This is a genomic window from Geosporobacter ferrireducens, from assembly GCF_001750685.1.
GTDB classification, from domain to species: Bacteria; Bacillota; Clostridia; order Peptostreptococcales; family Thermotaleaceae; genus Geosporobacter; species Geosporobacter ferrireducens.
Genome location: NZ_CP017269.1, coordinates 4,937,253 through 4,961,812, shown reverse-complemented (window position 1 = coordinate 4,961,812; position 24,560 = coordinate 4,937,253). Strand labels below are relative to the sequence as shown.

Annotated in this window: 27 protein-coding genes; 6 read left to right on the top strand and 21 right to left on the bottom strand. The window is 38.4% G+C overall.

The window, feature by feature from the left end; genetic code table 11:
* Positions 1-100: 100 nt before the first annotated feature.
* From Gferi_RS23135 to Gferi_RS23090, 10 genes are all read right to left on the bottom strand, one after another.
* The gene (locus Gferi_RS23135; RefSeq protein WP_257785951.1) at positions 101-1,021 is read right to left on the bottom strand and encodes a DMT family transporter; all 921 of its coding nucleotides are present in this window, start codon (positions 1,019-1,021) and stop codon (positions 101-103) included.
* 87 nt (positions 1,022-1,108) lie between these two features.
* A complete protein-coding gene (locus Gferi_RS23130; protein ID WP_069980493.1) occupies positions 1,109-1,603 on the bottom strand; it encodes a YajQ family cyclic di-GMP-binding protein in 495 nt (164 codons plus the stop codon).
* Between the two features lie 272 nt (positions 1,604-1,875).
* On the bottom strand, positions 1,876-2,085 hold the full coding sequence (locus Gferi_RS23125; protein WP_069980492.1) for a hypothetical protein: 210 nt from the start codon (positions 2,083-2,085) through the stop codon (positions 1,876-1,878).
* A gap of 126 nt (positions 2,086-2,211) precedes the next feature.
* On the bottom strand, positions 2,212-2,967 hold the full coding sequence (locus Gferi_RS23120) for a LytR/AlgR family response regulator transcription factor (protein WP_069980491.1): 756 nt from the start codon (positions 2,965-2,967) through the stop codon (positions 2,212-2,214).
* Positions 2,968-2,980: 13 nt separating this feature from the next.
* Positions 2,981-4,663 carry a LytS/YhcK type 5TM receptor domain-containing protein gene (locus Gferi_RS23115; RefSeq protein ID WP_069980490.1) on the bottom strand — a complete coding sequence of 561 codons (1,683 nt, stop codon included), beginning with the start codon at positions 4,661-4,663 and terminating at the stop codon, positions 2,981-2,983.
* Between the two features lie 248 nt (positions 4,664-4,911).
* Positions 4,912-5,670 carry a peptidylprolyl isomerase gene (locus Gferi_RS23110; RefSeq protein WP_069980489.1) on the bottom strand — a complete coding sequence of 253 codons (759 nt, stop codon included), beginning with the start codon at positions 5,668-5,670 and terminating at the stop codon, positions 4,912-4,914.
* A gap of 108 nt (positions 5,671-5,778) precedes the next feature.
* Positions 5,779-6,516: an oxygen-insensitive NADPH nitroreductase gene (nfsA, locus tag Gferi_RS23105; protein WP_069980488.1), complete on the bottom strand. Its 738-nt coding sequence runs from the start codon at positions 6,514-6,516 to the stop codon at positions 5,779-5,781.
* 79 nt (positions 6,517-6,595) lie between these two features.
* On the bottom strand, positions 6,596-7,315 hold the full coding sequence (locus Gferi_RS23100) for a zinc dependent phospholipase C family protein (protein WP_069980487.1): 720 nt from the start codon (positions 7,313-7,315) through the stop codon (positions 6,596-6,598).
* A gap of 130 nt (positions 7,316-7,445) precedes the next feature.
* Positions 7,446-7,715 (bottom strand): carboxymuconolactone decarboxylase family protein, encoded by a 270-nt coding sequence (locus Gferi_RS23095; protein ID WP_156782470.1) that lies wholly within the window; start codon positions 7,713-7,715, stop codon positions 7,446-7,448.
* Positions 7,716-7,733: 18 nt separating this feature from the next.
* Positions 7,734-7,976, bottom strand: a complete 243-nt coding sequence (locus Gferi_RS23090) for a carboxymuconolactone decarboxylase family protein (protein ID WP_069980485.1) — start codon at positions 7,974-7,976, stop codon at positions 7,734-7,736.
* A gap of 115 nt (positions 7,977-8,091) precedes the next feature.
* Here Gferi_RS23090 and Gferi_RS23085 point away from each other — a divergent pair, with 115 nt between their 5' ends.
* The gene (locus Gferi_RS23085; RefSeq protein ID WP_069980484.1) at positions 8,092-8,670 is read left to right on the top strand and encodes a YdcF family protein; all 579 of its coding nucleotides are present in this window, start codon (positions 8,092-8,094) and stop codon (positions 8,668-8,670) included.
* A 34-nt stretch (positions 8,671-8,704) separates the two neighbouring features.
* On the opposite strand, the gene Gferi_RS23080 is transcribed toward Gferi_RS23085, so the two are convergent.
* From Gferi_RS23080 to Gferi_RS23045, 8 genes are all read right to left on the bottom strand, one after another.
* Complete coding sequence (locus Gferi_RS23080; protein ID WP_069980483.1) at positions 8,705-9,421, bottom strand: phosphatase; 717 nt, start codon at positions 9,419-9,421, stop codon at positions 8,705-8,707.
* Positions 9,422-9,440: 19 nt separating this feature from the next.
* Positions 9,441-10,784, bottom strand: coding sequence for a glucose-6-phosphate isomerase (locus tag Gferi_RS23075; RefSeq protein ID WP_069980482.1), 1,344 nt, complete (start codon positions 10,782-10,784; stop codon positions 9,441-9,443).
* Positions 10,785-10,842: 58 nt separating this feature from the next.
* Positions 10,843-11,793, bottom strand: coding sequence for an ROK family protein (locus Gferi_RS23070; RefSeq protein ID WP_069980481.1), 951 nt, complete (start codon positions 11,791-11,793; stop codon positions 10,843-10,845).
* A gap of 132 nt (positions 11,794-11,925) precedes the next feature.
* Positions 11,926-12,867, bottom strand: coding sequence for a phosphoglycerate dehydrogenase (locus Gferi_RS23065; protein ID WP_083273733.1), 942 nt, complete (start codon positions 12,865-12,867; stop codon positions 11,926-11,928).
* Between the two features lie 41 nt (positions 12,868-12,908).
* On the bottom strand, positions 12,909-14,099 hold the full coding sequence (locus Gferi_RS23060; RefSeq protein ID WP_069980479.1) for a DEAD/DEAH box helicase: 1,191 nt from the start codon (positions 14,097-14,099) through the stop codon (positions 12,909-12,911).
* Between the two features lie 139 nt (positions 14,100-14,238).
* The gene (locus Gferi_RS23055) at positions 14,239-15,057 is read right to left on the bottom strand and encodes a M55 family metallopeptidase (protein WP_069980478.1); all 819 of its coding nucleotides are present in this window, start codon (positions 15,055-15,057) and stop codon (positions 14,239-14,241) included.
* A 40-nt stretch (positions 15,058-15,097) separates the two neighbouring features.
* Complete coding sequence (locus Gferi_RS23050) at positions 15,098-16,447, bottom strand: D-serine ammonia-lyase (protein ID WP_069980477.1); 1,350 nt, start codon at positions 16,445-16,447, stop codon at positions 15,098-15,100.
* A 53-nt stretch (positions 16,448-16,500) separates the two neighbouring features.
* Positions 16,501-16,854, bottom strand: coding sequence for a PilZ domain-containing protein (locus Gferi_RS23045; RefSeq protein WP_069980476.1), 354 nt, complete (start codon positions 16,852-16,854; stop codon positions 16,501-16,503).
* A gap of 189 nt (positions 16,855-17,043) precedes the next feature.
* Between Gferi_RS23045 and Gferi_RS23040 the strand changes: the two genes are divergently transcribed.
* Both Gferi_RS23040 and Gferi_RS23035 read left to right on the top strand, forming a co-directional pair.
* Entirely contained in the window at positions 17,044-17,487 is a 444-nt protein-coding gene (locus Gferi_RS23040; protein ID WP_069980475.1) for a cell wall hydrolase, read from the top strand.
* 110 nt (positions 17,488-17,597) lie between these two features.
* Positions 17,598-18,131 (top strand): hypothetical protein, encoded by a 534-nt coding sequence (locus Gferi_RS23035; RefSeq protein ID WP_069980474.1) that lies wholly within the window; start codon positions 17,598-17,600, stop codon positions 18,129-18,131.
* 441 nt (positions 18,132-18,572) lie between these two features.
* On the opposite strand, the gene Gferi_RS23030 is transcribed toward Gferi_RS23035, so the two are convergent.
* The gene (locus Gferi_RS23030; RefSeq protein WP_069980473.1) at positions 18,573-19,205 is read right to left on the bottom strand and encodes a class I SAM-dependent methyltransferase; all 633 of its coding nucleotides are present in this window, start codon (positions 19,203-19,205) and stop codon (positions 18,573-18,575) included.
* 93 nt (positions 19,206-19,298) lie between these two features.
* Between Gferi_RS23030 and yeiL the strand changes: the two genes are divergently transcribed.
* The 3 genes from yeiL (at position 19,299) to Gferi_RS23015 (ending at position 21,552) form a co-directional block, all read left to right on the top strand.
* On the top strand, positions 19,299-19,964 hold the full coding sequence (gene yeiL / locus Gferi_RS23025; RefSeq protein WP_236932648.1) for a transcriptional regulator YeiL: 666 nt from the start codon (positions 19,299-19,301) through the stop codon (positions 19,962-19,964).
* Between the two features lie 180 nt (positions 19,965-20,144).
* Positions 20,145-20,780, top strand: a complete 636-nt coding sequence (locus Gferi_RS23020) for a DUF4397 domain-containing protein (protein ID WP_069980472.1) — start codon at positions 20,145-20,147, stop codon at positions 20,778-20,780.
* A 166-nt stretch (positions 20,781-20,946) separates the two neighbouring features.
* Entirely contained in the window at positions 20,947-21,552 is a 606-nt protein-coding gene (locus Gferi_RS23015) for a DUF502 domain-containing protein (protein ID WP_069980471.1), read from the top strand.
* A 45-nt stretch (positions 21,553-21,597) separates the two neighbouring features.
* On the opposite strand, the gene asnB is transcribed toward Gferi_RS23015, so the two are convergent.
* Positions 21,598-23,442: an asparagine synthase (glutamine-hydrolyzing) gene (gene asnB / locus Gferi_RS23010; RefSeq protein ID WP_069980470.1), complete on the bottom strand. Its 1,845-nt coding sequence runs from the start codon at positions 23,440-23,442 to the stop codon at positions 21,598-21,600.
* A gap of 177 nt (positions 23,443-23,619) precedes the next feature.
* Complete coding sequence (locus Gferi_RS23005; RefSeq protein ID WP_069980469.1) at positions 23,620-24,387, bottom strand: DUF2935 domain-containing protein; 768 nt, start codon at positions 24,385-24,387, stop codon at positions 23,620-23,622.
* Positions 24,388-24,560 lie beyond the last annotated feature (173 nt).

The window sequence follows — 24,560 nt, the reverse complement described above, 5'->3', positions numbered from 1 at the left end:
CCATATCCATAGGGCTTTTTAAAACTGTATTATTTACCACTTGAGACATATGCTATTCTATTATACCTCATTGTTTCTTGTTGTGTTCAATAATTTTTATTTATCCGCTCTGCTTCAGAGATTCATCAGATATGCTTTTCATTCGAGAGTTCAAATAAACTCCGCTAATGATAATTGCTGCACTTAATAGTTTAAAACCTGTTACTTTCTCATGAAGAATCGTAGCAGAAAGAATGATCGAAAATACAGGTACCAGATTAATAAAGGCTGCTGTCTTGCTGGCTCCAATTTCCTTAATAGACATCTGCTGTACCAGATATCCAATTACAGAGGCAAAGATTGACATATACAATACGGAACTCCAACCCTTCCAACTAACCTCTGGCAAGTAACTTAAGGGTTTCTCCCAAACTACAAAGGGCAGCAGCAGTATCAAGCATACTAAAAAGCTGTAGGAGGTCAAGATTAAAGGTGAGTAACGGTGCATCACTTTTCTACTAATAACAGAGTATATTGCCCAGCACAGCACAGCTAGCAGCATTAAGAGATCTCCTCTATTGAAATTAAAAGCTTTCAGCACAGAAATATCCCCATTTGTTAAGGTAAGAACCACACCGGAGAAAGCCATCAGCACAGTTCCTAACCGTTTAATTCCAAAACTTTCATTAAGGAAAAAGGCCGCCAGTATACTGGTAATCAGTGGATTGGTAGCTCCAATCATTGAAGAATTCACTGCTGAAGTATATTGCAACGCAGAAAAGAAAAGTACATGATAGCCGAACATCCCAATAAACCCTAGCAGAATAACGGGTCCCCAATCTTTACCACTTAAACGCCAATCCTTTTTTTCATACCGGATCATTATACCAAAAATTATAAAGGTAGCAAAAAAGAAACGAAAAAATGCCAATGAAAAAGGAGGAAATTCGCTAACGCCAATTTTCCCAGCTATAAAAGCTCCTGCCCAAAATATGGTGGACATCACCATTAAAAAATAAGTTTTTTTATGATCTCCTTCCACTTCAAAATCCCCCCTATCGGATCGTAATTGATTCTGCACTGAAACACCTGCAAAAAAAGTTCCTATTCCATAGGAACTTTATAATTTTTAGGATCTATAATTGGTAAATTGCAACTCTACGCCGAAGTCTTTTGATTTTAGCATTTGGATAACTTCTTGAAGAATATCTTTGTCCTTTCCTGTAACCCTTACCTGATCATCCATGATTTGTGCTTGTACTTTCAATTTAGAATTTTTTATAGCGGCAACGATGTCCTTACCTTTTTCTTTGGATATTCCTCTTTGCACTGTAATGATTTGTCTTGCCATACTGCCGCCTGCAGGTTCAATCTTTCCGTAATCCAGTGATTTGAGAGGAACATTTCGCTTGACCAACTTGGTTTGTAGAATATCTACAATATTTTTAATACGAAAATCATCCTCAGCAGTTATTTTGATTTCATCCTTATCTAAGTCTATTGTAGCTTTACTGCCCTTAAAATCATATCTTTGCGCCAGTTCCTTTTTCGCTTGGTTTACTGCATTGTCTACTTCTTGAAAATTCACCTCTGAAACTACATCAAAAGAACAATTGCTTGCCATAATATGCCTCCTTACTATAGAGCTTTTCCTGATCTGTAACATTCATCTATTATTGTAATAAATATTTCCAGAAAATACAATCCTTATCCAGTCTTTGAAAGCAAATAAAAAACTTTTATCAGACATTTTGGTAAGTAGCATTTTTATAAACTTTCATTGAATGATGCATGAAAACAGTTTTTGATGTCTTTGCATCCTTCCAGTTTATAAAGTTCTGCTCTTAAAATGCTAATAAAAGTTTTTGGCATAAACATATATAGAACTTGTTTCTACTAAAAGAAGGTATGTAGATATTCATTCTCCAAAGCGTCCATTCTCTCTTCAACTGCCTGGTTGTCAATTTCGGTTCTCAGCTCTAGATAAATCCGATCGCCTACTTTCGCCCCTTGGGGAATCATCTCCGCAGGAACAACCACTCTGTAGTTTCGATCAGTAAGAATTATAGCCGTGTTATCCTCCATTTGTTGCAATACAGCTAACATAGTTATTTCTCCTTTCCTGAATCTTTTTTTTATTTTACCCCAGAAGAGAAAAAACATGTAGCCTGAAGAATGAAACGCAAAAAAAAAGGCATCACATGTTCTATAAGCAACATAGATTTCATATGCCTATAATCCGATAGCATTGCGAAATTCCTTTACAAAGGTTCTACTGACAGGAATTTCATCTTCACAGTTTCTCATTCGAACAACAAAGGTATTATTGAACCACAAATTGATTTCATCAATATTTTCAAGATTTACAATAAAAGCACGGTGCGTTCTAAAAAATTTCTCCTTTGGGAGTCTTACTTCCAGTTCTTTTAGGTTTAGATGTACTAAATACCGCCCAAATTCAGTAACAATAATGCTCTGTCTTCCTTCTACCGTTACATATAAAATATCTTGAAAATCAATAATCTTAATTTTTTCCTGATCCCATACGGCAATTTTATCTGTCAGCTTCAGATTCACAATACAGTCTAATATTTTTTCCTGTGTCTTACTATTATTCATTGCTTGTTGACTGCAACTTTTACGCAGTCTTTGTATCGTTATATCTATTCGTTCCTCGTTAAAGGGCTTTAATATGTAGTCTACAGCATTCAATTCAAAAGCTTGCACTGCATATTCATCATAGCCTGTTGCAAAAACTAAAAGCGGTTGACTATTTTTTTCAATGAACTGATAGGCGGCAGTAATGCCATCCAAGTTCGTCATATGTATATCTAAAAAAACAACATCTGGTTTTAGCGATTCTATCAAGTCCACCACTTCTTCACCATCATAGCCTTCTCCTACGATTTCAATATCCTCATATTTTTCCAATAGATATCGCAGTTCACTTAAAGCAGGAATTTCATCATCAATAATGACAACTCTCATCGGCAATCCTCCCTTAAAGTTCTTTAGGTATACGAACCGTCACCCTTGTTCCCTTTTGAGGTTCACTTTCAACGATTAAACCCGATCCTTCTCCATAGATTCCTCTCAGTCTTTTATCTACGTTCCTCATTCCGATACTTTGATGGCTTTCTCGGTCATGAAATAGTGACTTTATTTTATCCAGTGTCATACCAACGCCATCATCTGTGATTGTAATCAATGTCCCTGATTCCTCCATCCTTGCTGCAATGGTAATCGTCCCTCCGATTTTCTTCGGTAATAAACCATGCTTTACGGCATTTTCAACAATTGGCTGAATAATTAAGGGGGGCAGCTGACAGCTTATGTTGTCTTCTATATGATAGCTTACCTTCATCTTATGACCAAAGCGTGCTTCTTCAATTGCCAGATAGGACTGAATGTTTTTAATTTCCGTGTGAAGATCAATAAAATCCTCAACTTTTTGCAAACTGTTGCGAAAATAATTACCTAGATGAATGAGTAGCTTTCTCGCAATATCTGCATCTGTCCTTGTAAAGGAAACTATCGTATTCAGTGCATTAAATAGAAAATGAGGATTAATTTGTGCTTGCAGTGCTCTTAATTCTGCCTTTTCTAAAAGCCTTTCCTTATTATCCGCCTCGCTGATTTCCAACTGCGTAGAAAAAAGCTGCGCAAGCCCCAAAGCTAGCTGTATATCTACAGATGTAATACTATTCTCTGTATTCTTATACAATACCAGTGTACCAATTATTTTTTCATTCATCTTAAGGGGAATGGTGATCGCAGCCATTAGTTGACAATTTACAATGCGACAGCCAATTTTTTCCCTTGTTTGAGAAATTGTATATTCACCAGTCCGCAATACCCGTTTGGTGCTGCGATTCATAATCTTATCTCTCGGACAATGATGATCCACACCAGTACCTATATGGGATAAGATCAATTCTCCTCTCGTTATTGCTACGGCAGAAACATGATCCACCATATTATAAATGATTTCCACAGCTTTTTGAGCATTTTCAAAATCTAACCCATGTCTTAAATATGGAAGTGTTTTATTGGCAATATCAAGTGCAAGCTGAGCTGTAAAGGCCCCGACCTTATCCTGCTCTTTAAAAATATTATCCAGTATAGAAATAAAAATAGCTACACCGAAAGAATTTACTGCGATCATTGGAAAAGCTATAATTCCAACAAGCTCTCTAGCTGCCTCAAAAGGTTTTGCTAAAAGAAGGATCATTAAAAATAAAAATATTTGACAGACGAGTGCAACCACAAAGCCATAGACCCCTTTATTTCTCACTTTTAAAAAATGAGGGTTAAGCATTCCGCTTAAAGTTCCCGCGGCTATCGTCGTCAACGCACTGGCGGGAGCTACATATCCTCCCATGTACAGACGGTAGAGAGCTACCAGCAAACTCGTTCCAATACCCACCTCCGCCCCTCCCAATAATCCGCCTGCTACAACCCCGGTAATGCTGCTGTTTGCAATAGCATTCTTAATGGGAATACCATAATAGGTTCCGATTATACCAAATATTGAAAAAATTAAAATCAAAAAAAACTTATCCTGTGTACTAAGGCTTTTTTTCAACAACACGTTTTTAAAAATCGGAATCTTAGAAAGCAAAAAAGCAATCACCAAAATGACTGAAACCTTATTGGTCAGTTGCACCACAATGTCTAAAGCCAACGCTCTCCCCCCTCTATTATCTTCATTTTATCATATCTAATGCTTAGGGGATACGAGAATTATGCTTCTTTACAAGGGTTTATACGGATTACTCAAAAATTAATTTAAGAGAATTTGATATGTATCGGGCGAGTGCAGGTCGTCCCTACGGAAAATCTAGTTTTCCTGAAGACCTCTGTTCTGTATTAAACTTTTGCAAATAAAAAGAGAAGGATCATTTAAAATTGATCCTTCTCTTTTTATTTGTATTATACTAATTGATCCTCATGAATGACAATCGGGTAATGTTCCCTTAATTGGTTTGCATGCTCTACTACTTTTTTATTTTGTAGGTTTTTTTCCAGATAACTAATAATTTGACCTTTAACTTGCTCAAAAGGGACAACCGTAGCTTCCTTTTTATCTTCTAATTTAATAATATGATAACCAAACTGTGTCTTTACTAAATCACTTACCTGGCCTACCTCTAATTCAAAAGCTGCCTTTTCAAACTCCGGAACCATTTTGCCCTTTTCGAAATATCCTAAATCTCCACCTTGTGCTCTTGACGGACATTCAGATAATTCAGCAGCAGCCTCCTCAAAGGATTTCCCGCTTTTCAATTCTTCAAGGGCACCTTTTGCAGTTTCTTCTTCATGAATCAAGATGTGCCTTGCTCTTACAGACTCTCCTTGTTGAAATTGGTTTGGATGAGATGTATAATATTCTCTTGCCTCTTTTTCTTCCACTACAACACTTTTTAATAACTGATTAATCGCATGTTGCTTTAATAGATTTTCTTTGAGTGCTTCTAATTCTTTTTGATAAGCTGCATCTTTATCTAATCCCTTATCTTTTGCTTCAAGGTATATTAATTCCTGCATAATCATTTCATTTAACAAATACTTTTTTCCCTCAAGGGTATTAAATTGAGCAGCTTGCTCTCTAGGCGCATATTTTAAAGCGATGTTTAAATCCTCCTGTGTAATCTCCTTTTCCCCTACTTTTGCTAAAATCTTGTTCTCCATTATAAATCTCCTTTAGTAAAATATTTTTCCTAATCATACCACAACTTCCATATGAAGTCTATGTTGCCTCTATTCATGCCAATATGTATATATCTTCTTTTAGAAAATTTATTTTAAAAGAAAGTTTCGTTTTTGTAAAAATTCCTTCATGTGGGATCTTGTTTCTGCCTGCATCTTTTCAGCCATTTGCTCGGTCCATGTATCTGATCGCTTGCCCTTTGTACGACGGGTATAATAATCACTGATAATCTTGTCATATTCTAAGATTCTTTCTTTGTCTCCTGAATCATCATACCGTTCCTCTTTATAAACTACATTCATGGGCAGTCTTGGCTTTTGCTCTGGATCTTGAGCCGGATAACCCAATGCAATTCCAAAAACAGGATATACATACTTAGGCAATGTCAGCAATTCACTTACTATTTGCGGTTGGTTTCGAATTCCTCCGATATACACACCACCAAGTCCCAAAGATTCCGCTGCAATCATAGCATTTTGTGCGGCTAATGCAGCGTCGACGGTTGCCATGATGAAAGACTCTGTATACTCTCCAATCATTGCTGTATTATGGATGCTGCAAGCATGTTCCAATCGATGCAAATCTGCACAAAATACTAAAAAAACGGGGCAACTCTCTATATAAGGCTGTTCTCCACATAGGGCTGCTAATCTTTTTTTTGTCTCTATTTCTCTGATACCAATAATACTGTAGGCTTGTACAAAAGTAGAACTAGATGCCCATTGAGCTGCTTCAACGATCTCTTTTAGATGCTCCTGTGAAATATCTTGCGTGGTAAATTTTCGAATGGAACGATGTGCTCTTAACAATTTAATTACTTCATTCATTATATTCCTCCTCGTATTTTTCATACTGTGATTAGGCTTATTATACCCTAAAAATAGCACCTATGAAAAATAGTTTTATTTAATGCAGCTTTTTTCTTTGTTCTTTTTTCATATCATCATAAAAAGTCAGCATGCATCCGGCTGTTGTTCTTGCTGCTAATGGGAGTATACATTTTGTTGTTCTATAATAGCGAAGTTCTGTATCCGGTATAATCTTAAACTTTTTATAAATTTTCAACGCGATTCTGGCATTGAAGCGAATATATTCATCAATAGTATTCAGCCGGTATGCACCACTTTCAACTTTAAAATCATCACAATATTGATAAGTCCTTTTCACAAAATTTTCGTACTGCCTATGATTATCCAATAGTCTTATATTTGCGTGCTGTGGAATTGTCATGTCCTGTATGATATGCAAAGCAGCACCAAGATAAAAAAGAGACTTCTCCGGCTCCTTCAATCCCCAAAGATCAAGAGATTTTTGATAATAGGCTCTTCCCAGATTCATAGCATTTTGTGCACCATACATGCCCTTCTTCTTATGAGGATTATAGAAGTGTCCACTACTTTTGAAGTCTTGATCTGCCCAAACAGCTCCATCATTTAATGCCATAATATATTTGCCGAAAAATTCGTATGCACTAGTATGGTTATCATTTTTTAATATCTTCAATGCTTGTATGTTAATATACTTATGAACCTTGCATTGTGTTTTTATTACAGCTTTTTTGAATGGATTTAAAACCAAAAAAGACATTCTCAATAGATTTCCATAGGTCAACTCTAATGCTTTCATTCACTCACCCTCTGCTACATTTATTTTTATTTAGTATTTGTTATTTTCTCAAGAATAGACAAAAACTTCTAGGATCGCTCTAGAAGTTTTTGTCTATTCTTAAAACTATATTTTCTGCAAAACATCACTTTTATTTTGTTATATCTACTTTCAACGCATTATTAAAGCGGTTAAAATAGTTAAACACTCCTATAACGCAGGCAATTTCAATAATTTCACCTTCATCAAAATGTTCTTTTAGCCGATTCCATAAATCCTCATCCACGTTATTGGAATCCACGGTCATTCGTTCTGCAAATTCCAAGGCAGCTTTTTCCCGCGCTGTAAATAATTCCGGATTATCTTCCTTATCTGCCATCGCATAAATCGCTTCTTCCGATACACCGAACTGTTTTGCCAAAACAGTATGCGATGCTAGTCAGTAGGCGCATTGATTCATTTGAGATACACGGACACCTACCATTTCTTTTAACCGGATGTCTACAGTTCCTGTATTTAGGATCGTAGAAAAATGCTTATATGCAGTTTTGAGTAACTCTGGCCGATGCGCCAATGTTCTAAACATATTGGGGATATTTCCCCGCTGTTTCAAAAAAGCTTCAAATATTTGCTGACTATCCTGATCCACCGCTTCAGGTGCCAGCGGCTTTATTCTCGTCATTTTGACTCCTCCTTTATTTTATAAATATATAGTTATTGTATAAACAATTTGAGTTTACGATCAGAAAGAAATACAATATAATAAATGATGTCAACTACTTTTGCAGGAGGTCTTTATGCTTCAGACAAAGCAGCTGTTGCTGGTACTTTTATTAGCTTTCACTTTATTATTTTGCGCTATTCAATGGAAAATTATCGCTGCACCTTTTCGGGAGAAGCCAGTACCCTCTGATACTTTGATCGTATTAGGTGCCCATCTTTGGGGCGACCAGCCAAGCCCCTTACTTCGATACCGTCTGGATAAAGCCATCGAGCTTTATCATTTGGGATATGGGCAAAAGATCATTGTCAGCGGAGCCCAAGGACATGATGAGATTACAACAGAAGCCAAGGCCATGGCCGCTTATCTCGTCCGGAACGGAATTCCTCAAGAAGATATATTTTTAGAAGAAAACTCTTACAATACCTTTCAAAATCTAAAGTTTAGCAAGGAAATCATGGAAAAAGAAGAACTCCGCCACGCTGTAGTAGTTACCAATACCTTTCATTTGTATCGGGCACTCCGCATCGCAAAATATCTCGACATAGAAATCAGCGGCAGTGCAGCAAAGATGCACCCCTTTATCGGTACAAAGGTTAAATATTATACAAGAGAGTTTTTTAGTGTTATAAAGTTTCTGCTGCTGCGAAGTTAAATCTGATAGAAAAGGATGCTGCATCAAGCATCCTTTATATTTTTTTCCCTTTCTCCAAAAGAAAGTTTTTTAGTTTCTCTACGGATGCATTTATTACCAGTTCTTCAGGCATATTGATTCTGCGGAAAATTTCTAAAACTGTATCGAATTTGCCTACATCATAGCTAATATGTGCATCACTGCCTACCACAACCCTACAGCCCAGCTCCTTTGCTTTTAATGCAATGGCAGTACAATTGTCTTTACTGCCTTGTCTTACGTGGAAAGAACTGTTGTTTACTTCAATTAATACGTTTTTTTCCTTTGCAGCGCGAACCATGCGGTCAATGTCTATAGGATAACGCGGATTACCAGGGTGTCCAATGATATGAACATACGGATTCGACATTGCTCCAATCAGCGCATTGGTGTTTTCTTCTATGGTTCCCGGTTCAATACAAGCATCATGGAGGCTGGCTATGACTAAATCAAGCCTTGTTAGAATATCTTCGTCTAAGTCAATCGTTCCTTGGTCATCAAGTATATTAACCTCTACGCCTCTAAGAATCTCCACCCCATGGATGATTCGGGGAATCACTTTTAAGTTCCAGAAATGATAAATGTGGCAGGCTCCAGGAAGCTTAGGTGCATGGTCTGTCACAGCCATTAGTTTTAATCCTTTATTTTTTGCACCTTCAGCCATTTCCTGTATGGTACTGTAAGCATGCCCGCTGGATATACTGTGAGTATGCGTGTCTAGGATTAGTTTCAAATAAAACACCCCCGATCCTTTATTTTGAGAGTCGTTTCTCTAAACCTTCCCGTAGCGATTCAAATCCTGGCTTTCCTAACAATGCAAACATATTTTTCTTATATTCCTCAACACCCGGCTGATCAAAAGGGTTCACTCCTAATAGATATCCGCTCATGCCGCAGGCCTTTTCAAAGAAATAAACCAACCTTCCAAAGTTATATGCATCTGCTTCAGGAATGCGAATAATCAGATTGGGTACCTGCCCGTCCGTATGTGCAAGCAGTGTTCCCTCAAAGGCTTTTTGATTGACAAAATCCATCGTTTTGCCGCTGATAAAGTTTAAACCGTCTAAATTATCAGGATCTTTTAAAATACATACCTCCTCTTTTGGCTGCTCTACCCAAAGCACTGTTTCAAAAAGATTCCTTGTTCCATCCTGCAAAAATTGTCCCATGGAATGAAGATCCGTAGAAAACTCTACAGAAGCAGGGAAAATGCCCTTCCCGTCTTTTCCTTCGCTTTCACCAAAAAGCTGCTTCCACCATTCTGCAAAATAACGTAAGGCAGGCTCATAAGCAGCCAGCACCTCTATCCCTTTTCCTTTCCTATATAAAATGCTTCTCAGTGCAGCATATTGATAGCATGGATTCTCCATTAGATGCGCATTATTATACTCTTCATAGGCATCTCGTGCACCTTCCATGATCCTTCTGATATCAATACCCGCTGCAGCAATTGGCAGGAGTCCTACCGGTGTCAAAACCGAATATCTTCCCCCTACATCGTCAGGGATTACAAAGGTCTTATAGCCCTTTTCTTCTGCCAGCTTTCTCAAGGCACCCTTGCTTTTATCTGTAATGGCATAAATTCTTTTGCCTGACTCTTCTCCATATTTTTCTTCCATAAAAGCTCTCAACAATCTAAAAGCAATGGCTGGCTCTGTGGTGGTACCTGATTTGGATATGACCAGCAGGCTTACATCCTTGTCCTGGATAAGTTCCATGAGTTGGCGATGATATGCACTGCTGATATTCTGTCCTGCAAAGAATATTTGCGGCGCCTGCCGTTGGTTCTCCGGCAGTAGATTGTAAAAGGAATGGGTTAACATTTCAATTGCAGCTCTAGCACCAAGATAAGAGCCTCCAATCCCGATTACGATTAGCACCTGTGAATCTTTTTGGATCTTTTCCGCGGCTCTGATGACTTCTTCAAACTCCTCTTTATCATAACATATGGGATAGTCCACCCATCCTAAGTAATCCCTGCCGGCTCCTGTTTTTTCATGAAGCAGTCGATGCATCTGTGCCACAGGCTCCTGTAAATAATCCAGTTCATGCTCCCGTATTGCTGCCTTAGAAAAATTAAATAGAATTTTATCCATGGTTAATCCCTCCTGAATATATTTTTCGTAATAACCTTACTGACTCCGCTCTATAACACTACAGACTTTCACCTAAAAAGGCGGCTCCGATAATCCCAGCATCGTTACCCAATTGAGCCAATGTAATATCTCCATAGATTACACCTTTGCAAAATGCTAGTTTTGCTACAGCCTCTCTCAGCGGCTCTAAGAGGGCATCTCCTGCCTTGGATACGCCACCGCCAATCGTTATTCGGTCTGGGTCCAGCATATTATGGATATTTGCAATACCGATAGAAAGGTACTTGATCATTCTTTCTACTACTTCTGTTGCTAATTGATCTCCTTTTTGGGCGCTATCGAAAATCACTTTTGCAGTAATATTCTCTATATTTCCTTCAGCTATATTCAAGATTTCCGTATCAACAACACCTTCCCGAATACGCTTTTGGGCATACCGAATCATTGCTGTAGCAGAAGTGAAGGTCTCTAGGCAACCATTTCTTCCACAGTTGCATTCATAAAAATTTTCTCCCACAATCATGTGCCCGATTTCTGAACCTGCGCCATGGCTTCCGCTGTAAGCCTTGTGGTTAATAATGATTCCGCCGCCCACACCCGTACCAAGCGTGAGGAATACAGAGTTGGCCAGGCCCTTTGTTGATCCGGATACACTCTCTGCCAGTGCCGCTACGGTTGCGTCATTTTCTATATAAACAGGTTTATTGAAATGCGTTCTGATCATTTCTCCCATTGGCACATCATACCATGACAGATTTGTACAGTAAATCACATTTCCAGTTTGAAGTTCTGCAATTCCCGGAATTCCGATACCAATAGACTTGATATCCTCTACGGTTCCATTTAATTGTGACACACACCCTTCGATTTGCTCGATGATATCCTGGATGATCAACGGATATGGCCTGCTGGGATTTGTTGTTCGGCTATTTTGATATAAAATCTGTCCTTCCTGGTTAACAATGCCTACCTTGATATTCGTGCCGCCTAGATCTACGCCTATCAGCATTTCTGTACCCCCTTAATATGTAAATTATCACCATTATTATAGCACATCGTCATAAAGCGATAAAGCATTCATTGCTATTGAAATCCACATAGAAAGGAGCAGATGGTTACTGCTCCCTAAGAACCCTTATCCCTAGTATCCCTTCTTTAGATCCACTACATTTATTAAAAGCTCTCCTTTTTGAAAACGGGATAAATTCTCATAAATAGTTCTAAATCTTCGTTCATTACGCATTTCAGAAATCCATGAATTATGGGGTGTAATAATCGCATTGTCTAAACTCCACAGGAGGTTCCCGAGAGGCAGCGGCTCTTCCTCAAATACATCCAAAGCAGCAGCCTGAATCTTTCCATCTTGTAATGCCTCGACCAGTGCTTCTTGATCCACGATGCTTCCCCTGGAAACATTAACAAAGTAAACGCCCCTCTGCATGGCTTCGATCCTCTTTTTGTTGATCAAGTGATGGGTGTTTTCCGTATAGGGTATCGCCAGGACTACAACATCACATTTTCCAAGGGCTTCATCTAAGGCTTTCATCGGATAGCACCTTTGGAAATACCCGCTGTTTCTTCCTGTTGTATTTACACCTACAATCGTGACACCAAAGCCTTGCAACCGCTTTGCTGCTTCATGGGCAATAGTTCCTGTTCCGATAAAGCCAACGGTTTTTCCGTATAACTCCAATAAACCCGTATCAATCTCCCACTGCTTTTTTTGCTGCTGTGCATACAGCTCCTTGCTATGCTTTAACATCTCCAAGATTTTCATAACAATCCATTCGCCCATAGGGATACTATATCCGCCACGATTGTTCGATAGAATGATATTCCTACCCTGAATATATTCTAAAGGTACCTGATCTATACCAACGCTTGAAAGCTGAATAAGCTTCAGCTGTTTCATCCGGCGAAGATCTAAACGTGAAAAGGGATTATAACACACAAGGATATCTGCATCCTCCGTAACAGCATCCATTAGGACTTCATTTTCATGAACATAGATCAATTCATAACCTAACTGTCGGATACGATCCATTTTCTCCTGCCCATAATCATAAGTAAATAATACCTTCATGTCTATCATCCTCCCCCTAAGCGTCATCTATGCTCAAAAACTTATAAGCGCAGTTTATTTCGATGCTCTTCCCGTCTCCTGTTTCTTTGAATAATCTCTTGTACCGGTACAACCTTTCCTCCAATAATATCAACAGGTTTTACTTGAATATTCAGCAGCTTCATCATCTTGTAGAGAACGAATTTTTCCCGATCTCTAACAATATTTATTACACTGCCTACCTTGTACATTCTCCCTGTACGACCAGCCCGATGCAAATAATCCACTTTATTGAGGGGTAAGTCCATATTGAAAATATGGGTAACATTTTGAAAATCCATTCCCCTCGTAAATAAATCAGTGGTAACTAATATTTTTATCTTCCCACTGTTAAAGGAGCTTACCAGATGCTGCCGATCCTGATTTTTTGTTCTTGTCTGAATTCCACCTACAGAAAACCCTTTGGATTTTAGTCCCTTTACAAAACGGTCTACATTTTCATTTTTATTGATAAAGACCAATGATTTTTGAGGCTTTATCACTTGAAGCAACTCTTCTAAGGTTTCGATCTTCATCGGCGTTTTACTAATAATGTATTGATGCTCAATCTCTGTAGGAACTGGCTTCGCATGATCTAGGTTAATAAAATCAGGCTCCTGCATTAACTGCAATAAGGTCTTCTTTGCTTCCTCTGATAAGGTTGCAGAAAAACTCACTAACTGCCGGTCCTTTAATGTTGTTTTTACAATAGCCAGCACCTTTTCTTGCAGACCCTGCTCCAATATTTGATCCACTTCATCAAAGGCAATGCCGCAAACGCCGTGCATTTTGATCTTATTCATTCCAATAATATGCACCAGTCTTCCTGGTGTAGCTATGATTAATTGCGGTTTCTGTTTCAACTTATCCAACTGCCTGTTGATATCCATTCCTTCCAGAACTGTATCCACGAGAATCTCTGTACTTTTCGTAATTCGTTTTGCTTCTCGCTGAATTTGAAGGCAGAGTTCCCGACTCGGTGCTAAAACCAAGATTTGCAGTTCTTTTTTTTCCGGATTGATCTTTTCAATCAAAGGTACCAAATAAGCAAAAGTTTTTCCTGTCCCGGTTTTCGCTTTTCCAATGACATCTCTTCCCTGCAGTATAAGTGGAATGGTCTCCTTCTGAATCTCTGTGGGTTCATGGATTCCCTCCGCTGACAGGTTATCCAGAATAAAAGATTTTAATTGAAATGCTTCAAAATTATTTTTCACGTTAAACTACTCCTTTTTGATTAATAGGTATAGTATACCCATTATAACTTGATCTCATCTTTAGCGTTCGAGTCTTAACAGAAGCTATAAAGATAAGGATAGCCCGAAGCATAAGCTGTGGGCTATAAAAATTGACTTTCTATAGTATAGATCCTGCCATGTAAGTCATCGCAGCACGAGCCAGATATGCTTCTTGAATATCCTTTGCCTGGTAAAGAACTTTATTGGGTGCTGTCATTTCTGTACCTGGCATGATCGATGCAACCTCTGCCATGCCGCTATGTATAAAAGTAACCTCTAATGAAACTGGACCTTCTATCCTACAGGGTTTCAATAAATCTTCTCTCTGAATGATTTGCTTCACTGCATCCTTTATCCTACCGTGTACAATGCAAGGTTGAATGCTTCTAGCAGCATATCTGCTTTGTGCATATTTAACTACAACTGTTTCAATTTGATCATTAACAGCCTTTACTTCCTCTGCTAATATATTATCTCCAGACACAAGCATTACCGGCACATGATAGTGCCCTGCTAAAAATGCATTAAATGCAAACTCTCCTACTTCCATCCCGTTTATAGAAATGTTTGTGATTACACGCCCATGATAAGAATGACTAAGTACACCGGGTTGATTCATTCTTGCGTGATAACCGATAAACATTACACTGTCAAAATCGCTCTGAATGCCTTCCATCATCCCCAAGCGCTTTGGGGTACCGGTGATTAGGGAGGCTGCAGGATGTAAGTTCTCAATGAGAATATTTGTCATTGGCCCATGTGAATCATTTACTACAACCTCTTTTACACCGGCTTCTATTGCGCCTTCTATTGCTGCATTTACTTCGTTGGTCATCAGTGTTCTGGCGCGAAAATAATCCTGGCCTTCCGCGCTGACATGACATTGATTTACCACACCGCTAATTCCCTCAATATCTGCAGAAATATAAAGTCTCATTTTTTATTCCCCCTTGAATTTAGATTAACAATGCATCAAATCAGGACTCTTCCTCTAGAATTTTTTTGCCTTTATTATAAAAATCCTCCATGTGGTCCAGGGGTACAAAAATTCCTCCTGTTGCCCAAGCAATATGTGTTGCCTGCCTTCCTGTCCACTTAGGTTTTTCCTGATCTTCTGCAAACAATCGTACAGGTCCTAAAAATGCAGCTGATGCAGATGGTTCTATTTGTATATCTTCCTGATCTTTCAAAAGTGCAAGGATAGGATACAGTTCTTCATCATCAACAGTATATATCCCTTCAATCCATCGCCCTACCACCTTAGCTGCTAAAGCTGAAGGGGCACCTACTGCTAGTCCATCGGCATCAGTAATATTGTCGATACCAAATTCCTGAACCTTAATGCCTTCATTTTTCCCGGTCATTAGTCCCATGAGCATACAGGGAGAATGGGTGGGTTCCGCAAAATAGCAATGAACATGCTCACCAAAGATTAATTTCAGTCCAAAAGCTATACCACCGGGAGCACCGCCTACACCGCATGGAAGATATACTATGAGAGGATTTGATTCATTCACTGATATGTTTTGTTGCTCCAGCTGTTCTTTTAAACGATAAGCAGCCACACTATATCCTAAAAACAATTCCTTTGACTGTTCATCATCCACAAAATAACTTTTGGGATCTCCTTCTGACTGCTTCCGTCCCAATTCCACTGCTTTGCTGTAATCTGATGCATATTCAATAACGGTTACTCCTTTTTCCCGCAGCAGCTTTTTTTTCCACGTTTTTGCATCCGCTGACATATGTACGGTAACACGAAAACCCAAAGCTGCACCGATAATACCGATACTAAGTCCCAGATTTCCTGTTGAACCAACAGCAATGGCATATTGGCTGTAGAAATCTTTAAATGATTTAGAGGCCATCCGACAATAATCTTCTTCTTCTGACAGCAGGTTATTTTCTATGGCCAGCTGCTCTGCATGCTTTAGTACTTCATAGATCCCTCCCCTAGCCTTGATGGAACCTGCTATAGGCAATTGATTGTCACATTTTATGTATAATTTTCCCGGTATTGAAAATCCCCAATGCCGCTCCATCACCCTTTTCATTTTTTCGATTTCCAAGAGCGGAGATTCGATTAAACCATTACTGGAAGCAGTTTCCGGAAACAGTACTGTAAGCAATGGTGCAAATCGCTGCCAGCGCTTTTCTGCTTCCATGACATCCTTTTCGGATAACGTTAAAGTGGGTAATACCTCTTCTACTGGAGTCAGCGCAGGATTTAACCAGACTAGCTTTTCATATCGCTTGAGGCGCTTTAGGAGTGGGTATTCACGTTCCCAAGTTTCCATTGCTTTTCCCAGAATTATATTCTTCCTCATGACAAGCTCCTTCCTTCATTTTCAATTACAGTGCATATTTCCGTCCATCAATATTACTCTTTTCTTTCTTCGATTTCTTCAACATATAAATCGATATTCTTTCCTAGTATGTTCGCTAAACCAATAAATTCACATCCAATTTGATATCCTTGATTAATCTTCTTGCATCTGACAATCTTTAATACACAATAAAAGGTTTTTTCTTCATCTATTTTTATTTTTGCATTAAAGTAATGGTCGAGCGGCAATGAACTACTACATAAGAAACCAATTCCTCTTTTTGATATGTTAGTAACCGTAATCTCTTCACTGATACTGATTTTTTCTGTTTCACCAGATTTATATAAAGATTCTATCGTTAAATGCATATGGACTGGAACTCTTTTGTTCATTCTTTTTTCGTCCATTCTCATTTCCTCCATTTCTTTTCCAGTTTTGTGATAGAACCAAGCTTCTTTATAGTAATTTTATTCTATACAACTTTCAAAGCTCCTTTATTCTTTTATATTTTATACCGAAAATCGTCAATTATTTAGTACCTTTTCTCTATCATGCGAATAAATTAATAGTATCAGCATTGAAAAGAGGTGAGTTCTATGTCATTCTCAGATCGAGAACTATTAGCAAGAATCATTAAGTGCGAAGCTGGTGGTGAAGGTGAAAATGGAATGAAAGCTGTTGCCACCGTTGTTATGAATAGAGTTAGAATCGATTTTGGCGAGTATCATCGGGTGTGTCAGGGCGACATCCGAAAAGTAATCTATCAGCAAGGACAATTTGACTGCGTACGCAGTGTCCTCCGAGGTATTCCCAACCCTCAAACCATCTGGGCCAGTCCACCAGAGCAGATTCATTATGATATTGCCGATTGGGCTTTAGCAGGTAACAGATTATTTACAGTAGGGTGGTCTTTATGGTATTTTAATCCTTTCCAGCCTATATGTCCTGATATATTTCCCAGAAACGGCGTAGGCACCTACCAAGTGCGTGTCGGGGATCACTGTTTTTATAATATGACTGAGCTGTATGCACAGACATAAAAGATCCCGAACGAAGTTATTAATGTATTTCTTTTTTGTAATTTTAAAAATTTAGGTTGTTTTAATTCCATATCATTACCATTAAATTCATTGTTATGAGGAGGAGTATTATGTATTGTAATGATTATGCTAATGCTTATTTGGGCGGGGCAATGCAGCCTGGTGTCCCCAAAATGCCTATGATGCCGACTACCCCGTCGCTGCCTTGGATGCCAACAATGCCTGCAACGCCAGCAGTCCCTACTATGCCCAATATCCCAATGGGGCCCGGTATGCCCACAACCCCTTACATGCCATCCACGCCCATGATGCCTGAAATGCCAACGACACCTATGATGCCCATTCCGCCAGAAAGGCCTTTAGAGGATACATCCCCATCTCCTACGATGCCCATGGGGCCCGATTTTATCATTCAACCTGGACCACCTGTACAAGAAGATATCAACTACAACCAAGGTTTCTTAAAGACACTAATCGGCAGATACGTGAAAGTGGACTTTCTCATCGGTACCAATATGTTTATTGACCGAGAAGGTACACTCGTTGCTGTTGGGATCAGCTACATTGTGTTAAGGGAGCCACAAACCAATCGATTGGTGATGTGTGACATTTATTCTATTAAGTTTGTAAATATTTTGAATTAGTGCCATAAAGTTTCTATTGTAAATTAACGTTAATGAATACTTGTTGTATGATGCGACCTAAGGATTCTTCACTCCATTTAGGATGATAATTCATCCTACGGACGACCACAGGTCGCCCCTACTATTTATCTTTAACCCCTCAGCACCGTAGGGGCGACCTGTGGTCGTCCGCGACCCTGTTGTGACGCATCATTTATCTATTATGTATTTAAGAGTCTACAAATAAAAAATAGTAGAAAAATCTGCCACACTCAACAATAAAGCTTTATCATAAAAACACTTCAAAGCCGCGTGAACTCTATGTTTTCTCGGCTTTTTGCATTTTTACGCCGGCGTTTTCTTCCGCCGCTTTCTTTGTCAAGGTACAAAAAGCAAGGTGAAAGTCTTACCGTCTGCGGAAGAGTTACTATGGGATTGTTACCGTGTTTATCTCGATTTTTATCAGTTTCTTCTTCCAATGTAATAAAATCCATTGGATTTATTACCATTCATAGTTGTAAAGGTCAAATGCTGATACTGGAGAGTGGTAAAGCCAGTTAAAAGATTATAAATCCAATCTTCGGAGTGGTGACGGCATGTAGCACCCTCTGGCAATTCAAAGATGCCATAAGTCCCATATTTTTCTTGAAATTCTTGATAGCGTTTTATATTCCTTTCATCTGAATTTAGAAGAAAGTCATTCACATATAAAATGCCATTTGGTTTTAATACTCGTTCTATTTCATGGATAAGAAATTGCTGCTCATTATTATCATATATGCAAGTCAAAACCGCAAACAGAATAACCGCGTCAATGCTGCTATCTTGCAGGTCAATCCTTTGTTCTTTTTTTACACGTAAATCAAGATAAGGGAATTGTTCCTGTCCTCGTTCTATCATGCCGTCTGAAAAATCAATTCCAATCAAGCTATGATAACCAAGTTGGTATAATTCATTAAGTGTTCGCCCATAACCACACCCAACATCAAGGACAGTATTACCTGTTCCGACATATTTGGCAAATTCTTCTGCGTGAAACGGGGTCGTAAATTCCTTTTTAGTTGATACTTTGTTCCAATAGTCTTGTTGTTTCATGTTAATATCCAACCTCCTTTTCTTGCATTATACAATAACCTGCGATAATCTGTTATGAGAAATCTCATGCTATTTACAGAAAGGGTGGCTACATTGATAACGATAAAAGAACACGGAACCTTAGAAGATTACTACAACCATTTTCCTCTGACAGATTATTTTAGTTTTGATATATGCCCTTACACATCTATTGTAAAATTTGAAAGTAACGAAGAAATATTATGCGAAGGTGAAAAGCCCGATTATTTGTATTATTTAATTGATGGACGGGCAAAACTGTTTATTTCTCAAGGAAACGGACGCATTTCTCTAATCAATTTCATAAATGCTCCCTGCTTTGTAGGGGAAATGGAATTGATTGGCGCTCAAGATACAGCGAATGGCATAATGGCTATTACACCTTGTACTTGTTATGCTATTCGTATAGAAAAATGCAAAGACAGAATATTAAATGACACAAAATTCCTTCGTTATCTTTGTCTATTTTTAAGTCAAAAGGCAATCAGAAACACCTATAATTATTCAAAAAATCAAGCCTACCCTTTAGAGATTCGTCTGGCAAAATTTATTTTAATGACTTCTTGCAATCGCTTGTATAGAGAAAATCATACAGAGGTGTCGGAATTTTTAGGTGTAACATACCGTCACTTACTGTATGTATTGGCTGATTTTGTAAAACGAGGTTTGTTAGCAAAAACAAAGCAAGGATATTTTATTCAAGATATAAGCACCTTGCGTAATATAGCCGAAATAAAATAATTATACCAAAAAAAGTATAATTTCTTAGACAATAAAAAATAGGCTCTTTTTTGTTTCCAAGAATTAGCCCAATACCCTATCGGAAATCTTTATATGTGATTTTATCTGCTTTATTTTGTAACCTCTGTCACGGGGCTAACATATTTATATTTTATATATAGAATGAAAGGATGGAACACCATGTATTATCCGCACTACCAATATGTTTATAGCATTCCTGTAACTTCTGCTTATGTCAGAATATTGCATGCTTCTCCTGATGCCCCAGCAGTAGATATATATGCAAACAATGTTCTGATTGCGCAAAACCTGGCCTATCGAGGTTTTACACAATACCTATCCTTGGCACCCGCAACATATAGAATCCTTGTCTATCCTACTGGAACAAGAACAACACCGGTTATTGACACACAAGTAAATATCGCTCCCAATGGCATGTATACCATAGCTGCTGCAGGGCTTCTGCAAAATATTGAGGCCGTAGTCGTACCGGATACGGCAGCTATTCTCCCCCCCAATCGTACCCAATTAAAATTTGTACATTTATCCCCTAATGCACCTGCCGTAGATATTACACTTCCTAATGGCACTGTTCTTTTTCCAAACATCAGCTTTGGGCAAATCAGCAACAACATTACCGTTGTACCTGCTAACTACACACTACAGGCTCGAATTGCAGGAACAAATCAAATTGTCCTAACGGTACCCAACACATTGATTCGCGGTAATCGATATTATACCGTTTATGCTGTGGGTTTGGTTGATGCCAATCCACCTCTGCAAGCGTTAATTGCCCTTGATAAAGCATCTTATTAACAAATTTAGAAACAGTGAAATGATTGCTCATTTTCTACTGTTTCTTTTCTTTTATTCATTTCTATAGTGCACATACTATATTTATGAAGTATATCTATACAAAGCCTTTCTTTCCCATTATAATTACTAATGGATACATTATCCTGATAAATATTGGAGGATATATATGATAAAGCACTTGCGTAATATCTTTATAACCGGATTATTTGTTTTAGTACCAATCTTTGTTACTTTAAGTATCGTGATTTGGCTATTTAACCGTATAGATGCTGTATTTCGCGAGCCACTAGAACTTTTCTTAGGCTTTCCGCTTGTAGGCATTGGTGTCATTCTCACAATCCTGATTATTTTGATCACAGGTTTTATTTCTACTAATCTTCTAGGTAAAAAAATTATTTTATTTACAGAAGCTGTTTTTAAAAAAATTCCATTAGTCAATACAGTCTATATTTCTATGAAGCAGTTGACAGACACCCTTTTTACCAGTCAAAAAAATGCCTTTAAGTCAGCTGTTTTGGTTGAATATCCATCAAAAGGTATTTATGTCATTGGCTTTATCACCGCAGATGCGGCAGAAGAAATTAATCTGAAAACGCAGAGCGACTTGAAAAGTGTTTTTATCCCTACAACACCTAATCCAACCTCCGGCATGCTCGTAATGATCCCGGAAGAAGATATCCAATTCCTGGATCTTTCTATAGAAGCAGCTATTAAGCTCATTGTTTCAGGAGGCATTTTACTGCCTGAAAATCAAAAAAAATTAGAAGACTAAAACAAAACCTGGTATCCTATAGGAAGCCAGGTTTTGTTTTAGTTTTTATAAAATCGTTACCTTATATTTTTTTAACCATGTATTCATTTGAATAAGATAAGCGAACATCTGCGGTCCTGTCATGAGCTGCCCAAACCACGGTCTGTCAAACTTGATTTCGCCTTTTTGTATCATTGATTCCATGCCCTTCCCATCAACCAACTGATGGATCGGTTCATTGGGACTTGAAAGAATCTCTAAAAGAATCTTTTTTACAGCCTCAAGATAATTCGGATTATGGGTTTTAGGATAAGGACTTTTTCTTCGGTATAACACTTCCTCAGGCAATATTCCCTTTAAAGCACGTCTCAGAATCCCTTTCTCAATATTATCACAATACTTCATTTCCCAGGGAATGTTCCATACATATTCCATTAAGCGGTGGTCACAGAAGGGTACTCTTACCTCTAATCCTGTAGCCATACTCATTCGATCCTTTCGATCTAATAGGGTAGTCATAAACCAAGTTATATTTAGGTAAAATATTTCTCTTCTTCTAGCATCTTCTGGGCTTTCCCCCGGCAATCTGGGTACTTCTTGTATCGTCTCTTCATATCTTCTTGCAAGATAAGCTTCTCCATTAATCATGTCTTTTATTTCTGGTCTTAAATACTTAAGCCGATCCTGTAAATTTCTCGCCCAAGGAAAGGTATTGTTTTCAAGGCCTTCTTTGCTTCTAAACCATGGGTAGCCTCCAAACATTTCGTCTGCACATTCTCCTGAAAGTGCAACAGTAGCTTCCTTTTTAATTTCTTTACAGAATAAATACAATGAAGAATCTATATCTGCCATTCCAGGCAAATCTCTAGCCTCTGTAGCTTTTTCCAACGCTTCAACCAATTGTGGCGTATCCACATAAATGTTATGGTGAATTGTATCCAAATACCTTGAAACCAATTGTATATAATCGGCATCCGAATTCGGCTGAAATTCACTGGCCTTGAAATGGCGGTCATTATCTACATAGTCAATCGAATAGGTATGCAATTGACCTACCCCACTTTCCTTAAATGCCGAAGCTGCGTAGGCTGAGATAGCGCTGGAGTCAACACCGCCTGATAAAAAGGTACATACAGGTACATCGGCAACTAACTGCCGTATAACTGTATCCTTCAACAGTTCTTGAATTCTATCAACGGTAGTATCAAAATCATCCTGATGCGGTTCACTTTTTAAACTCCAAAATTTCCAAACCTTCGGTCCATTCCGATCAAATAGCATACAATGTCCAGGCCTTAGTTCTTTCATTCCTTTATAAACACCATGACCTGGGGTTCGAGCCGGCCCTAATACAAATACTTCTGCAATACCTTCCTGATCTATTTCCGCTCTAACGGAAGGATGGGCCAATATCGATTTTGGTTCGGAGGCAAATAAAAGCCTGTCACCTTGATGCATATAGAACAAAGGTTTTACCCCTAACCGGTCACGGGCTAAAAACACCCTTTGATCTCTTTCACTCCATATAGCAAAAGCAAATATTCCGTTGAATCTTTCAACACAACCAGGTCCCCATTCCATATAAGCAGTTAACAGCACCTCTGTGTCGCTGTTAGACTGAAATGAATACCCAAGTTCCTCCAAATTCTGTCTCAATTCAAGGGTATTATATAATTCACCGTTGTAAATAATTACATAAGGATACTCTCCACCGTATCGGACCATTGGCTGACCGCCCCCCGTTGGATCTACTACAGCCAATCGCCTGTGCCCTAAGGCCGCATGTTGTGCTATCCATGTGCCTTCGGTGTCAGGACCTCTATAGGAAAGCAAATCCGTCATTTTCTTAAGTGCACCATACTGTTGTGAGCAGTCTCCTTCCCAGCTAATCCATCCTGTTAATCCACACATAACGCTTCCTCCCTGCTCTTATAAAGTTGTCACAATTCACCATGCTAGAATTTATATTGATCCAAACCATACTGCATCATATTATTTTAAGAAACCTTTCGTGCTTGTTTCATGTATAAAAACAAAAAACCCCCTGTTAAAAGTACTGCTCCCTTTACAGAGGGTTTTTTGAGGACTTTATTTGTAAAGCAATTGGATGCGATAAAGATAATATTTTTCTTCTCGTATCATATGATCCGGCATCAGTGGGCCAAATATGCCTGTTGCCTGCACGACACACTGTTCTCTTGCTGTCTTGACTTCTTCCAGATAACAGATAAATGCGTCTATTTCCTTTGCAACCTCTTCATTGAAATATCCTAAGGATCCATCTTGCAACCCTGTTCTCTCAAATATCTGGTACATCTCTACGGCTTTCTTGAAAAGCTTATCAAAGGTTTTTACAAAATACTCTGCCTTTTTGATTAGTTTTGTTTCTACAGGGTCTAATTCAGCGCCAACTGCAGAAGCATGGCCCGACGCATCCGGAAGCCATATGTTGTGCAATCTGATGTTTTCTAATGCGATATTCATAGGCATTGTGCCTTGAGCCATACAAAGCACTCTATAATATTCCATGGCTTCATTAATCATATGATTGATAAAGGAAGGCGGCAGACCTATTTCTATGCTACAGGTCATCAAACGATAGACGATTGATCTTTTAAATTGAATAAAATTTAACAAAGCCGTCATGTTCTTTTGAATTAGATTTGCTTCATCAGCCGGTGTAGATTTATCCTTATATCCTTTTGCTTCTTGATTTAAGCTTTCAAAAAGCTGCATGTAATACTGCGCTTGTCCTATGTACTCCACTTCCCTCGGTGACAGTGTAGTATACTGAAATTCACTATGATCTCGCATTATTTCTGTCCAAAAAATAATTTCTTCCCTTAAATTCAACATAAAATTCCCCCTCTAAGTGACATTGGTATAGTTGGTATATTATATGTTGGATGTCTTGTCTATCTTGACCAAAACTTTGCCTCCCCTTCAATAAATTTTTATTGGATTGTATAAAGGCTGTTTTCTTTTTTGTTAATTTTTATACATTTTAGGTATATAAGCCTATTTTTTGT

What these genes read in the sequence shown, in the direction of transcription:
- Gferi_RS23090 (WP_069980485.1), bottom strand. Translation starts at nt 7,976, where the DNA reads ATGACGAGAATAAAGCCGCTGGCACCTGAAGCGGTGGATCAGGATAGT.
- Gferi_RS23015 (WP_069980471.1), top strand. Translation starts at nt 20,947, where the DNA reads ATGATAAAGCACTTGCGTAATATCTTTATAACCGGATTATTTGTTTTA.
- nfsA (WP_069980488.1), bottom strand. Translation starts at nt 6,516, where the DNA reads ATGAATGAAGTAATTAAATTGTTAAGAGCACATCGTTCCATTCGAAAA.
- Gferi_RS23100 (WP_069980487.1), bottom strand. Translation starts at nt 7,315, where the DNA reads ATGAAAGCATTAGAGTTGACCTATGGAAATCTATTGAGAATGTCTTTT.
- Gferi_RS23125 (WP_069980492.1), bottom strand. Translation starts at nt 2,085, where the DNA reads ATGTTAGCTGTATTGCAACAAATGGAGGATAACACGGCTATAATTCTT.
- Gferi_RS23020 (WP_069980472.1), top strand. Translation starts at nt 20,145, where the DNA reads ATGTATTATCCGCACTACCAATATGTTTATAGCATTCCTGTAACTTCT.
- Gferi_RS23040 (WP_069980475.1), top strand. Translation starts at nt 17,044, where the DNA reads ATGTCATTCTCAGATCGAGAACTATTAGCAAGAATCATTAAGTGCGAA.
- asnB (WP_069980470.1), bottom strand. Translation starts at nt 23,442, where the DNA reads ATGTGTGGATTAACAGGATGGATTAGCTGGGAAGGAGACTGCTCACAA.
- Gferi_RS23070 (WP_069980481.1), bottom strand. Translation starts at nt 11,793, where the DNA reads ATGCTGATAGGCGTAGATCTAGGCGGCACGAATATCAAGGTAGGCATT.
- Gferi_RS23030 (WP_069980473.1), bottom strand. Translation starts at nt 19,205, where the DNA reads ATGAAACAACAAGACTATTGGAACAAAGTATCAACTAAAAAGGAATTT.
- Gferi_RS23055 (WP_069980478.1), bottom strand. Translation starts at nt 15,057, where the DNA reads ATGAGACTTTATATTTCTGCAGATATTGAGGGAATTAGCGGTGTGGTA.
- Gferi_RS23120 (WP_069980491.1), bottom strand. Translation starts at nt 2,967, where the DNA reads ATGAGAGTTGTCATTATTGATGATGAAATTCCTGCTTTAAGTGAACTG.
- Gferi_RS23045 (WP_069980476.1), bottom strand. Translation starts at nt 16,854, where the DNA reads ATGGACGAAAAAAGAATGAACAAAAGAGTTCCAGTCCATATGCATTTA.
- Gferi_RS23110 (WP_069980489.1), bottom strand. Translation starts at nt 5,670, where the DNA reads ATGGAGAACAAGATTTTAGCAAAAGTAGGGGAAAAGGAGATTACACAG.
- Gferi_RS23075 (WP_069980482.1), bottom strand. Translation starts at nt 10,784, where the DNA reads ATGGATAAAATTCTATTTAATTTTTCTAAGGCAGCAATACGGGAGCAT.
- Gferi_RS23035 (WP_069980474.1), top strand. Translation starts at nt 17,598, where the DNA reads ATGTATTGTAATGATTATGCTAATGCTTATTTGGGCGGGGCAATGCAG.
- Gferi_RS23130 (WP_069980493.1), bottom strand. Translation starts at nt 1,603, where the DNA reads ATGGCAAGCAATTGTTCTTTTGATGTAGTTTCAGAGGTGAATTTTCAA.
- Gferi_RS23005 (WP_069980469.1), bottom strand. Translation starts at nt 24,387, where the DNA reads ATGTTGAATTTAAGGGAAGAAATTATTTTTTGGACAGAAATAATGCGA.
- Gferi_RS23085 (WP_069980484.1), top strand. Translation starts at nt 8,092, where the DNA reads ATGCTTCAGACAAAGCAGCTGTTGCTGGTACTTTTATTAGCTTTCACT.
- Gferi_RS23050 (WP_069980477.1), bottom strand. Translation starts at nt 16,447, where the DNA reads ATGAGGAAGAATATAATTCTGGGAAAAGCAATGGAAACTTGGGAACGT.
- Gferi_RS23065 (WP_083273733.1), bottom strand. Translation starts at nt 12,867, where the DNA reads ATGAAGGTATTATTTACTTATGATTATGGGCAGGAGAAAATGGATCGT.